The following is a 12,139-nucleotide window of genomic DNA, read 5'->3' on the forward strand; positions in this document are numbered from 1 at the left end:
GGGTTAATTTTTAAGCTCTTCATATAGTTCATCTGGGATTTCAAAATTGGTGTGTACCTTTTGAACGTCATCGTGGTCATCTAACTGTTCATAGAGTTTTAAGGCCTTTTGAGCTGTTTCTTTATCTAGGTTTACATAGTTTTGAGGAATCATGGTTATCTCTGCGTTCTCAAATTCTATCCCTGCCTTTTCATAGGCATCTTTTACCTTGATAAAATCTTCTACAGAAGTCCTCACTTCATAAGAATCTCCATCGTCCACTATATCTTCTACCCCAGCATCTAATCCAACTTCTAAGAGTTCATCTTCTGAATATTTTTCCTTGGAAAATGTAAGCACCCCCATTTTTTCAAACATCCAGCTAACACATCCAGTTTCACCAAGGTTTCCATTATTTTTACTGAATATTTTTCTTATCTCTGCAACTGTCCTGTTTTTATTGTCAGTTACTGCCTCTACAATTATGGCAACACCCCCTGGACCATATCCTTCGTATACTACCTCGTCTAAAGAACCAGCAGATATTTCTCCAGTTCCCTTTTTGATTGCTGTCTCAATTTTGTCTTTGGGCATGTTTATGCTTTTTGCATAGTCTATTGCCATCCTGAGCCTGGAGTTCATGGACGGGTCTCCACCACCCACCTTGGCAGCAACCATTATTTCCTTTGTGGCCTTTGTAAATAACTTTCCTCTTTTTGCGTCCTGACGACCTTTTCTATGCTTAATATTTGCCCATTTACTATGTCCTGCCATATTCCCTCCTGCAAATGCAAAGTTAATTTTATTGTTTTTTAAAGCCCAAAAAGAATGTTTCTTTGCTCTCAGATCTTGAGCTTTTGGGTTTATAGGTTTTAACTATTTTAAAAAATTGACGTAATTTTTTCTGAAAATTAGGAACATCAGGTCCATTAAATATCTTCACTACAAATGAACCATTATTTTTTAAGAATTCTATTGCAATATCCAGTGCCATTTCAGCAAGTTCCAAGGAGCGGGACTGGTCAGTTATCTTTACCCCTGTTGTCTTTGGGGCCATATCACTTAATACCACATCAAATGGACTATTATCTATTAATATTTTTTTTAACTCCTTATCTCTATTTAAAATATCTCCCTGATAAAAGATAATTCCCTGTTGTATAGGAATTTTTAGCTCGTTTAGGTCAATAGCAACGACTTTTCCATTTGCTCCAACCTTTGATTTTGCATATTTTGTCCATGAACCAGGTGACGCCCCAAGGTCAAGGATATTTTGACCTTTTTTAAAGATACTGAACTTTTTGTCCATTTCCATTAACTTGTAAACAGACCTTGCTGGATAATTTTCTTTTTTCGCCTTTTTAAAATAATAGTCCCGATAATTTTTCAATACCTGCTCCTACACGTAAATTTCAAAAAGATATATATGAAAATTCCCTTAAAGCCAAGGAAAAACTCTATTAGTTGTTTTTACCAAATACTTAAATTTTGAAATAATATAAATTAATTAACCTTAATTTGCCTCACAACTATAGATTATATTGGACTCTTTGATATTAAATCAATTATCTCTTTGGCAGTATATAATTTACCTTTTCCAATCCCTGGGCATTCTTTTTCAACCTCTTTCCAGTTTTTTTCATTTCTTAAATTTTTAAGCCAAAAGGGATATGTTTTGCACTGCATTGGTCTAACTGGATAGATGGTACATGATTTATCTTTGTAAAAAATACAATCTCCGTTTTCTAATTCTTTGATGCTATATGAATCTTTATATGGATATAAAAACTCATTTTTTAATTTTTGTTCATCTATATTTAGAAAATCTGCTATTTTTTTAATTTCATCTTCTGTTACATAAACGGTTCCTGGCTCCCCAGTACAACATATACCACATTGTGTACATTCAAATCTAATTCCATTTGAAAAAAAGTATTTTTTTAAATCCATTAAAAATAACCCCTAACCAAGAAATTTTCTTTTAAGTATTCATTATCATATCTAAAATAGCAGGTAATTCCAGAATTTATCTCTGTAATTAAATTTCCATCTTTATCTTCAAACAAGTATGTATTTGGCTCTATTTTAGGTCTAATAAGACCTGGTATAATGATTTCCAATGGTTTTGATGTGTCTATTTTATGTCTTACTGATATTAAATATTTGTCAGATGATATTTTTTCTATTACCTTAAATACAACTGGATTTTTATTTTTTGTTGGTTCAATAACATTTTTTCTTTTTTCTGGTAAAAAAAATCCTGTATTACATACTCTTGTTGCACTATTTCTTAGTTCTTTTAAGTAAAGATCTAATCTAAATCTTCTCTGTTGCAGATCCTTTAATGCTGTAATATACACATCAATAACAGGGCCTAAATATGAGCTTGTCTTATTGCGTCCTTCTATTTTTATTGCATCAATTTTATTAATGCAAAACCATTTTAAGTATTTGATCAAGCATAAATCCTCTGCTGCGAAAAATGCGCTAAAATCATCTTGTTCAAAATATTCCCAGAGTATTCTGTCTGGCCTTTGTTTTTCCTCTACTGCAATAGCCTTAATTTTATATAAAAATCTACACGGGTGGGTGCAAAGTCCCTGGTTAGCAGATCTATTGTTTAAATAAGCGCTTAGATGGCACCTGCCAGAGATTGCCATGCACATTGCGCCGTGAACAAAGACTTCCAGTTCAATATCTGGATGTGCATATCTTATTCTTTTTATGTCTTTTAAATTTGTCTCCCTGGCAATATTTATTCTCTTTATCCCGAATTTTTTCCAGAACCCAACACTGTAGCTGTTTGATGTGTTTGCCTGAGTAGATAAGTGGATGGGGAATGGGGGATAGTCTTTTTTTATTATTTCTATTACTCCTGGATCTGCGCATATCACACCGTCAAAGGGTATGTGGTCAATTTCGTCCAGATATGACTTTAATTCAGAAATTTGATGGTCATATAAATAAGCATTTAAACAAAGATAGACCTTTTTTTTGTGCTTTTTTACAAGTGATACAGCCTGTTCTAGCTCTTTATTTGAAAAATTTGCCCCCTTTGCCCTGAGGTTAAATTTTTCTCCTCCAAGGTAAACAGCGTCTGCTCCATATGTTAAGGCAGTTGTGAGTCTATCCATGTTGCCAGCAGGGCATAGGACCTCTGGTCTATGCAATTGATATCCCCCTTTTTTGCCTGTGTTTCTTCATCTCTTCCACTAAGGTGTAGGGTATTTTTAAGTTTCCCCTTCCCCATCCAAGCTCAATATGTTTTTTTACAGCGCCATGGAAGTCTGATCCGCCGCTAATAAGTAAATTCAATTCCTTGCAGAGGCCAAGATATATTTCAGTCTGCTCAGGTGTATGTTCAGAATAATAGACCTCCATACCATCTAAACCATATTGTTTGAGTTTTATGAGTTCTTTTTTTAGTTCTTGTTTTGTTAAATTAAGGGAAAAAGGATGCGCTAAAATTACAGTTGCGCCTTCTTTTTTTAAAATAGATATGGCCTTTTGGGGAGAAAATTTTGTCTTTGGTACATATGCAATGCCAGATGGCCCAATATATTTGTCAAAGGCTTCTTTTATATCATTGGCCACTTTTTTTTCAACAAGGATTCTTGCGATATGGGGCCTTCCAACTGTAGAGCCCTTTTCAACTATGTTTAATACCTCGTTATAACTTATATCTATTCCAACATCCTTTAATTTTTCTATTATTTGTCTGTTTCTATCGTGTCTTTTGTCTCTCAGATATTCAAGTTCGCTCAAAAGGTGCTCTGGTTTTAAAGGGAGCCAGAGCCCGACAATATGCATCTGTCCCCTTGGATATTCAACACTCAGTTCACATCCAGGTATTACCTCTATTTTTTCTCTTTTACCAGCTAGATATGCCTCTTCTAGTCCTTTGGTTGTATCGTGGTCAGTAATTGCAATTGCCCTAAGCCCAATCTCCTTTGCCAATAGGACCACTTCAGTTGGGGAATAAGTCCCATCTGATGCGGTAGTGTGTACATGCAGGTCAACATATTCCATGATTTTATCCCCATTTGTTATAAAAATTCGTTTGATCTTTTTTATTTGGTTATTTAGATTTAGTCAAATGGAAGGTTTTTCCTCTAAATTTATAAAACTTAGTTGGATAAAGGAGTTTGAAAGAAATATAAATAATATCAGATGATGGAGTTTATTAATTTTTTTGACAAACTTAGTCTAAAGTACAAAACTGGAGGACCTGTGTTTAGAATTATACGGAATAAACAAAAACTATTTGAGGAGGCGACCTATGGCATTAAATAAGGAACTACTGGAGATTTTGGCATGTCCAAAATGTAAGGGAGATCTGGAACTTACAAAAGAGGAAGATGGTTTGATATGTCATCAATGTAAACTGGTATATCCAATAAAAGAAGAAATACCAATTATGCTTATAGAAGAGGCAATTAACTTAGATGATTTTATGAATAAAAAGCAAGGATAGAATTTATTTTCCCCCCTTGACACCTCCTGTTTTGATATTATTTTCTATGTTAGAAATGAGAATGAAAATAATAAAAACAGGAGGTGATGTAATATGGTATTAGATTTCAATACACTTTATGATATACCAAGGACAATAGAAAAGTTCTTTGATGAAATGTGGGCTCCATTGGAAATTAGTCAAAGGAGGCTTGCTTATCCTCCAATGAATGTTGCAGAGGATGATAATAATATCTATGTTGTAATGGAGCTTCCTGGTGTTGACGTAAAGGATATAGATTTAACTATCGCAGATAAGAGTTTGATATTAAAAGGTGAAAGAAGATCTGAAGATGCTGAATACATTCGCCAGGAAAGACCTACAGGTTACTTTCAGAGAATTATAAACTTAAATGTTGATGTTGATAGGGAAAAAGTAAGTGCAAAAATGAAAAATGGAGTATTAGAAATAGTATTGCCAAAGGCAGAAGAGATAAAACCAAAGAAAATTCAAATTGAATCATAAATTCAAAAAAGGGGGTGATATTATGAGCACTGAAGTTGTAAAAAAGGAAGAATATCCAAAGGTTCAACCTTTTACAGATATAATGCATAAAGATAATTCATATTACATTGTAATGGACATGCCAGGTGTTCCAAAGGAGAATTTAAACATTTCAGTGGACAATGATGTATTGACTGTTGAGGCAAAGACAGATTTTCCCACATTTGAGGGAAAAGATTTACTTAGAAGTGAATTTGGGAATGTAAAATATGTAAGGCAATTCACTTTAACAGATGCAGTGGACAAAGAGAAGATTTCTGCAAGTTTAAAAAATGGTATTTTGACACTTACCTTACCAAAGGCAGAAAAATTGCAGCCAAAGAAGATTGAGATACAGGTGGAATAAGAAGAAGTTAGGCGTGCTAGATAAATGTAGAGGTATGAGAAAAAGATAAAGATTTAAAGAGCCGGGTAAATCCCGGCTTTTTTTATTTTTTAGCCTGCACTTTATGGTCGTCCTTGTGTATATAACAGCTGCCTCTATTTAAATAAATACTTTTTTCACTTAATAATTGACCTCAGGGATTGGTTTAACCTATTATTTTAAGCAAATAAAGTAATTGTTTTTCAGGATGTTATAAATTTAACAACACCTAAATCCAAGGAGTAATATTATGGATTATTTTTTTTCCAAAACCTTAGCATATAAAAATCTATGTAAACATTATACAGAAATAAAGGATATCCCAATGAGGGATATGTTTTTACAAGACAAAGACAGGTTTAAAAAATTCAGTATAAAATTAGGCCCTATTTTATTTGATTATTCAAAAAACAGAATTACTCAAAAAACAATTAAGCTTCTTTTAGAATTGGCAGATGAGGCCTCTTTAAAAGAAAAAATTCATGGGATGTTTACTGGAGAGATCATAAATACTACTGAGAAGAGGCGGGTTATGCATTGGGCCTTACGGTGTCCAGAAAATGAACAAATAGTTATTGATGGAACTGACTGGTCTAAAGAGATTCATTCAGTTTTAAAGAGGATAGAGAGATTTGTTGGGGATGTTAGATCTGGCACATGGAAAGGATTTACAGGCAAGAGGATAACAGATGTGGTTAATCTTGGAATTGGTGGATCAGACCTTGGTCCTAAAATGGTTGTTCGCGCACTGGATTTTCTGGCATCTGATGACCTTAAGGTGCATTTTGTATCAAATGTAGATCCTGCCCATTTAAATAAGACATTAAAACATTTATCACCAGAGACTACTCTTTTTATAATATCTTCCAAATCCTTCACAACACAGGAGACCATGGAAAATGCAAAAAGGGCGAGGACGTGGATAGTAGAAAAATTTGGAGATGATAGGTGTGTTGAAAGACATTTTGTAGCAATTTCAACAAATAAAGAGGGAGTGATTAATTTTGGCATAGATCCAAAAAATATGTTTGAATTCTGGGATTTTGTTGGTGGAAGGTATTCCCTTTGGTCTGCTATTGGCACCTCAATTGCCCTTTCAATAGGATTTGATAATTTTAAAGAGCTCTTAAAAGGCGCTCATATGGTGGATAATCACTTTAAAAATGCTGATTTTAAGGAAAATATTCCAGTGATTATGGGAGTTTTAGATGTGTGGTATGTAAATTTTTTTGGGGCAAAGTCCATTGCAATCCTGCCATATTCTCAGTGTTTAGAAGAGTTCCCTAATCATCTTCAGCAACTAATTATGGAGTCAAATGGAAAAAGGATTACCACAGATGGAAGGGAGGTAGATTTCCATACCTCTCCAGTAGTGTGGGGACGAGTAGGCACAGATGGCCAACATTCATTTTATCAGCTTTTACATCAGGGAACTCAAATAATACCCTGCGATTTTATTGGTTTTGTTAAAAATCCATACAATACAGAAGATCAGCACGATATATTTATGGCAAATTTCTTTGCCCAGACCAGAGCCCTTATGCAGGGCAAGGACGAAAAAGAGGTGCTCGATGAGCTAAAGAAAAATTCTAAGGATGCCCAAAAGATTAATAATATTTTACCACACAAGATATTTCCAGGAAATAGACCATCTAATTCCATTTTAATAGATGAGCTCAATCCCTTTACCCTTGGAGCACTTATCGCCCTTTATGAACACAGGGTATTTGTGCAAGGGTGTATATGGAATATTAATTCCTTTGATCAATGGGGGGTTGAGCTGGGGAAAAGACTTGCAAAGGATATAATTGATAAGCTAAACAAGGACGTGATGTGTGAAGTTTATGATTCATCTACAAATGGACTTATAAATTATTACAATAAAACAAAAAGGGGTGAGAGATAGTGTATTATCTTGGAGTTGATGTAGGTTCAATTAGCATAAATGCTGTATTAATAAATGAAAATAAAGAAGTTATATACGAAGTTCCTTACACAAGACATTTTGGCATTATTTATGAGAATACATACAGGGTATTAACTGATATTTTAGAAAAGTATCCATTAGATGAGATTAAAGGATGTTTATTTACTGGCTCAAATGGTAAATTGATTGCAGATATGTTAGATGCACCCTATGAGGTAGAAACAATATGTATTGTTGAGGGTGCAACCAATGTTGTTCCTGGAGTAAGATCAATTATAAATATTGGTGGACAGGATGCAATGCTATTTAATCTCTCATATAGTGAAGGTAAATTTTTTTTAAATAATTTCTCAATAAATGGACCTTGTGCCTCTGGTACAGGTTCTTTTATTGATCAGCAAGCAGAAAGACTTGCCATCTCTATGTATGGAGAAGATTTTAAACTTACCCAGGACAAGCTAGACACTACATTAAAAGAATTTATTGAGCTAGGACTTAAAAGTTCATCTCCAGCACCTGTTGCATGCAGGTGCACGGTTTTTACAAAGTCTGATATGATCCACCTGCAAAATAAAGGTGAGCCCCTTGAAAACATAATTGCTGGGCTTCATTATGGAAATGCACAAAATTTTATCAGCACAATAGTTGGCAACGTGGAAGTTGAATCTCCAGTAATTTTTATTGGGGGAATGGCAGCAAATAGGCTTCAGTATCTTGCCCTGAAAAAATATTTTCCAGACCTTTTTATACCACAATATTTTACATCTATCGGTGCTATTGGAGCTGCAATTTTATCTAGGAAAAATGGAAATTTTTCATTAAAAAAGATAAATAAGCTAAAAAAGGCAACTAAATTTTTAGCTGGTGATTTTCCAAGGGCAAAACCCCTTGTGCTTGAGCTCTCAAAATTTAATGAAAGCAAAGAAATAATCCCGCCAAAAAGGCAGGGTAGTTTTGCTGGTTATCTTGGGATAGATATAGGCTCTACCAGCACAAAATATGCTTTTATAGATAAAGATGGAAATATAATTTCAAAATGTTATGTGACAACCAGGGGTAAGCCAATAGAGGTGACCCAATATCTGCTTTTAGACCTTTTGAAAAAACTTGGAGAAGACGTTGAGATCTTAGGGATTGCAACAACTGGGTCTGGTAGAAATGTAGTGGGAGATTTTTTAGATGCAGACCTTATTATTGATGAGATAACTGCTCATAGCAAGGGGGCTGTGTCAGTAGACAATAAAGTAGATACCATATTTGAGATAGGTGGCCAGGATTCAAAATATATCAGGATAAAGGACACCTATCCCATTGATTTTGATATGAATAAGATCTGCGCAGCTGGCACAGGGAGTTTTTTACATGAGCTTGCAAATAAGTTAGGCATAAATATTGTTGGCGAGTTCCAGGAAATAGCCCTGAGTTCAAAAAATCCAATTAGTCTGACTGAAAGATGCACAGTGTTCATGGAATCTGATTTAATGGGATATCTGCAGCAAGGTGCAAAAATAGAGGATTTAATTGCTGGCCTTTGTTATGCCATTGTCCACAATTATCTAAATAGGGTTGTTGGCAAAAGATTTATTGGAAACAAGATTATGTTTTTGGGTGGCCCTTCTTTAAATAAGGCTATAGTTGCAGCCTTTGAAAGGGTCATTGAAAAAGAGATCCTGGTTCCACCACACAGGGAAGTTATGGGGGCTTATGGTGCAGCATTGCTAGTGAAACAAAGATTAGAAGGCTCTAATGAAAAACCAAAAAAAAGGGATATAAAAGGTCTGGCTAATACAAAGGTAACTTACAAAGAGGTAATATGCAGGGCAGATCCAGCCTGTACTAATGAATGCAAATTAAAGGTGTATAATTTTCAAGGAAGAAAGAGTATATGGGGTGGTGATTGTGGAAGATACGAGGTCACAAATTATATGGGAGAGCCCTGTGAGGATTATTTTCAAAAAAGAGAGGAAATATTTTTAGATATTTTAAAGAAATGGGATATTGAGCCAGGCAAGGAATCAGGCAAAACGGGCTCAACAGTTGTTGGAATTCCATTTGCTCTCCATTTTCTTGAATGGTCTATTTTGTGGGGAATATTTTTTAAGGAGCTTGGGTTTGATGTGTTCCTTACCCCAAAGACCAATACAAAGATTTCAAAGATTGGAGTGGAATCTGTTGTAACTGATATGTGTTTTCCAATAAAAGTATTTCATGGACATGTGAAATTTTTAAAAGATAGATGTGATTTTTTGTTTCTTCCAAATGTAATAGATATGCCATCGTATAGTGATGAAGAAAAATCCATGTTTTGTCCAATGGCAGAGGCATCTGGATATATTGTAAAAAGTGGATTGGATATTGACGAGAAAAAGATATTAAGGACACATGTATATTTAAAAGATGGACCAGTTAATGTTGCTTATGACTTATATGAAGATATTGGCGATAAACTAAAGGTATCCAAAAACGAGATAAAAAGGGCAGTAGATATAGGATTTTTAGAATATAACAGATATAAAGAGAAGTTAATTGAGATAGGTAAAGATGTTTTGGAAAAAAATAAAGACAGACCAATCTGGATTATAAGTGGCAGGCCATACAATTTGTATGATGCGAGATTGAATTTACATATTAGCTCAAGGCTGGCAAAAATAGGAATTTTGGCATTACCAATTGATTTTATAGATTTATCTAAGATTGATTTATCAGATTTTCCAAGGATGTATTGGGGCTTTGGGTCCAAAATATTGAGACTTGCCAAGTATATAAAATCTCATCCAAATCTCTTTGGTGTTCATATAACAAATTTTAGTTGTGGTCCTGATTCATTTATAGAACACTTTTATAAATTTATTTTAGAAAATAAGCCCTATCTAATCCTGGAATTTGATGAGCATACTGGTGTAGCAGGGGTGTTGACAAGGATAGAGGCATATTATCATGTAGTTAGTAGTGTATTTGGCAAGTTTTTATAAAATTGATTGACTTCATTTTTGATAAGTGGATAAAATAGTGTAAGGGTAAACTAAAAAATAGGAGGTAGACGTATGGAAAAAATTCTCAGAGTAAATACAAGGACTTTGGAATATAAGTTTGAAGGGGTGACAGATGATTTAGCGCTTCTTGGGGGAAGGGCCTTTACATCAAGGATTATTAGACAGGAGGTTCCAGCCAGAACACATCCCCTTGGTAGGGAAAACAAGCTGGTAATTGCTCCTGGGATACTTACAGGGACTCCAGCTGTTAATTCTGGGCGGATCTCTGTTGGTGCAAAATCCCCTCTAACAGGTGGCATAAAAGAATCAAATTCTGGAGGAACTCTGTCCCAGAAATTGGCAAAACTGGGGATAAAGGCAATTATTTTAGAAGACAAGCCTGAAAATAGAGGTAAACCCAAGGTCGTATTTATAAATAAGGATGGAGTAGCAATTGAAGACTTCCCTGAGCTTGAAAGAAAAGGCACATATGAGAGTTCAAAGAGATTGTTTGAGAGATATGGAGACAAGGTCGCCATAATGGTAATTGGTCCTGCAGGAGAGGATTTGCGCCTTGGCGCTTCTATTCAATTTACTGATCCAAAGGGGAGACCAGCCAGGGCTGCAGGCAGGGGAGGCCTTGGCGCTGTTATGGGCTCCAAAGGGATTAAGGCAATAGTTGTAGATGATACAGGTGGATCAGGAGTAGAGATTGCAGATAAAGAAACATTTAAGGCTGCTTCTAAGAGGTGGACAGAAATCTTACAGGGACATCCTGTTACATCAAAAGGATTACCATCCTTTGGCACAGCAATTTTAATAAATATCATAAATGAAGCTGGTGCACTTCCAACCAAAAATTTTAGATATGGACGATTTGATAAGGCAGCAGAAGTTAGTGGTGAAAAAATGGTAGAGATTATAGAAAAAAGAGGTGGGGTTGTAAAAGAAGGATGTCATCCTGGATGTATTATCCAGTGCTCCCAGGCCTATGTTGATGAAAAGGGAGAATATATTACCTCAGGTTTTGAATATGAAACAATCTGGGCACTTGGCCCTAACACTACAATATCAAATTTAGATGACCTTGCAGTATTAGATCGTCTCTGTGATGATCTGGGGCTGGACACAATTGAGATGGGAAATACCATTGCAGTGGCCATGGAGGGAGGACTCATCCCTTGGGGAGATGGAAAGGCTGCAATTCAGCTACTAAAAAGGGTCTATCTTAAAGAAGATTATTTGGGCAAGATAATAGCCAATGGAGCTTCTTTTACAGGCAAGGCCTTTGGGGTTGAAAGGGTGCCAGTTGTAAAAGGTCAGTCCCTTCCTGCATACGATCCAAGATCTGTAAAGGGTGTTGGAGTTACATACGCAACTACTCCTATGGGGGCTGACCACACTGCTGGTTATGCAGTATGTCAGAATGTATTAAAAGTTGGAGGAGATATAAATCCTTTGAAAAAAGAAGGGAATGTAGAGGTTTCTAAAAACTTACAAATTGCCACTGCAGCAATAGATTCTACTGGCCTTTGTTTATTTGTAGCCTTTGCTGTGCTTGATACTGAAGATGCAATGGAGACTATGGCAAAACTTATCAGTGCAAAGACTGGAAAACAGATAAGTGTTGATGATATAATTAATTTAGGTGTTAGTGTGCTTAAGGATGAATATTCTTTTAACTATGATGCTGGGTTTACCAAGGCCCATGATCAATTACCTGAATTCTTCTTAAAGGAAAAGCTTCCTCCACACGATACTGTATGGGATTTTACAATAGATGAACTCCAGGCTGCAAAAGTATTATAGGATTAAAGGGCAGGTATATTATATGCCTGCCTTTAGTTAATAAGGATGAGTCCCGTGAAAATAGAAGTCCA

11 protein-coding genes are annotated in these 12,139 nt (G+C 35.3%); 6 read left to right on the forward strand and 5 right to left on the reverse strand.

Translation table 11 applies throughout. The features are described from left to right. Positions 1-3: 3 nt before the first annotated feature. The 5 genes from ACY2V1_RS05155 to ACY2V1_RS05175 all read right to left on the reverse strand — a co-directional run bounded on the left by ACY2V1_RS05155 (position 4) and on the right by ACY2V1_RS05175 (position 4,008). On the reverse strand, positions 4-753 hold the full coding sequence (locus ACY2V1_RS05155) for a YebC/PmpR family DNA-binding transcriptional regulator (protein WP_461833726.1): 750 nt from the start codon (positions 751-753) through the stop codon (positions 4-6). 28 nt (positions 754-781) lie between these two features. Beyond that, on the reverse strand, positions 782-1,369 hold the full coding sequence (locus tag ACY2V1_RS05160) for an RlmE family RNA methyltransferase (protein WP_461833727.1): 588 nt from the start codon (positions 1,367-1,369) through the stop codon (positions 782-784). 146 nt (positions 1,370-1,515) lie between these two features. Then, positions 1,516-1,929 carry a YkgJ family cysteine cluster protein gene (locus tag ACY2V1_RS05165; protein WP_461833728.1) on the reverse strand — a complete coding sequence of 138 codons (414 nt, stop codon included), beginning with the start codon at positions 1,927-1,929 and terminating at the stop codon, positions 1,516-1,518. After that, positions 1,929-3,149 carry a peptidase U32 family protein gene (locus tag ACY2V1_RS05170; protein ID WP_461833729.1) on the reverse strand — a complete coding sequence of 407 codons (1,221 nt, stop codon included), beginning with the start codon at positions 3,147-3,149 and terminating at the stop codon, positions 1,929-1,931. Before ACY2V1_RS05170 ends, ACY2V1_RS05165 begins: the two co-directional genes overlap by 1 nt. Then, on the reverse strand, positions 3,142-4,008 hold the full coding sequence (locus tag ACY2V1_RS05175; RefSeq protein WP_461833730.1) for a PHP domain-containing protein: 867 nt from the start codon (positions 4,006-4,008) through the stop codon (positions 3,142-3,144). The genes ACY2V1_RS05170 and ACY2V1_RS05175 overlap by 8 nt, the downstream gene beginning before the upstream one ends. Positions 4,009-4,258: 250 nt before the next feature. On the opposite strand from ACY2V1_RS05175, the gene ACY2V1_RS05180 reads away from it, so the two are divergent. From ACY2V1_RS05180 to ACY2V1_RS05205, 6 genes are all read left to right on the forward strand, one after another. Next, entirely contained in the window at positions 4,259-4,453 is a 195-nt protein-coding gene (locus ACY2V1_RS05180; RefSeq protein ID WP_461833731.1) for a Trm112 family protein, read from the forward strand. Between the two features lie 93 nt (positions 4,454-4,546). Beyond that, positions 4,547-4,957: an Hsp20/alpha crystallin family protein gene (locus ACY2V1_RS05185; RefSeq protein WP_461833732.1), complete on the forward strand. Its 411-nt coding sequence runs from the start codon at positions 4,547-4,549 to the stop codon at positions 4,955-4,957. Positions 4,958-4,979: 22 nt separating this feature from the next. Beyond that, entirely contained in the window at positions 4,980-5,342 is a 363-nt protein-coding gene (locus ACY2V1_RS05190) for an Hsp20/alpha crystallin family protein (protein WP_461833733.1), read from the forward strand. A gap of 268 nt (positions 5,343-5,610) precedes the next feature. Continuing rightward, complete coding sequence (pgi, locus tag ACY2V1_RS05195) at positions 5,611-7,266, forward strand: glucose-6-phosphate isomerase (protein ID WP_461833734.1); 1,656 nt, start codon at positions 5,611-5,613, stop codon at positions 7,264-7,266. Continuing rightward, complete coding sequence (locus ACY2V1_RS05200) at positions 7,266-10,259, forward strand: acyl-CoA dehydratase activase (protein WP_461833735.1); 2,994 nt, start codon at positions 7,266-7,268, stop codon at positions 10,257-10,259. Before pgi ends, ACY2V1_RS05200 begins: the two co-directional genes overlap by 1 nt. Positions 10,260-10,331: 72 nt before the next feature. Continuing rightward, the gene (locus tag ACY2V1_RS05205; protein ID WP_461833736.1) at positions 10,332-12,068 is read left to right on the forward strand and encodes an aldehyde ferredoxin oxidoreductase family protein; all 1,737 of its coding nucleotides are present in this window, start codon (positions 10,332-10,334) and stop codon (positions 12,066-12,068) included. Positions 12,069-12,139: the final 71 nt, after the last annotated feature.

It is taken from the genome of Desulfothermus sp. (genome assembly GCF_053993635.1).

Bases quoted from the DNA above. Each gene is read 5' to 3' on its own strand.
- ACY2V1_RS05175 (WP_461833730.1), bottom strand. From the start codon at position 4,008: ATGGAATATGTTGACCTGCATGTACACACTACCGCATCAGATGGGACT.
- ACY2V1_RS05165 (WP_461833728.1), bottom strand. From the start codon at position 1,929: ATGGATTTAAAAAAATACTTTTTTTCAAATGGAATTAGATTTGAATGT.
- ACY2V1_RS05155 (WP_461833726.1), bottom strand. From the start codon at position 753: ATGGCAGGACATAGTAAATGGGCAAATATTAAGCATAGAAAAGGTCGT.
- ACY2V1_RS05185 (WP_461833732.1), top strand. From the start codon at position 4,547: ATGGTATTAGATTTCAATACACTTTATGATATACCAAGGACAATAGAA.
- pgi (WP_461833734.1), top strand. From the start codon at position 5,611: ATGGATTATTTTTTTTCCAAAACCTTAGCATATAAAAATCTATGTAAA.
- ACY2V1_RS05190 (WP_461833733.1), top strand. From the start codon at position 4,980: ATGAGCACTGAAGTTGTAAAAAAGGAAGAATATCCAAAGGTTCAACCT.
- ACY2V1_RS05205 (WP_461833736.1), top strand. From the start codon at position 10,332: ATGGAAAAAATTCTCAGAGTAAATACAAGGACTTTGGAATATAAGTTT.
- ACY2V1_RS05180 (WP_461833731.1), top strand. From the start codon at position 4,259: ATGGCATTAAATAAGGAACTACTGGAGATTTTGGCATGTCCAAAATGT.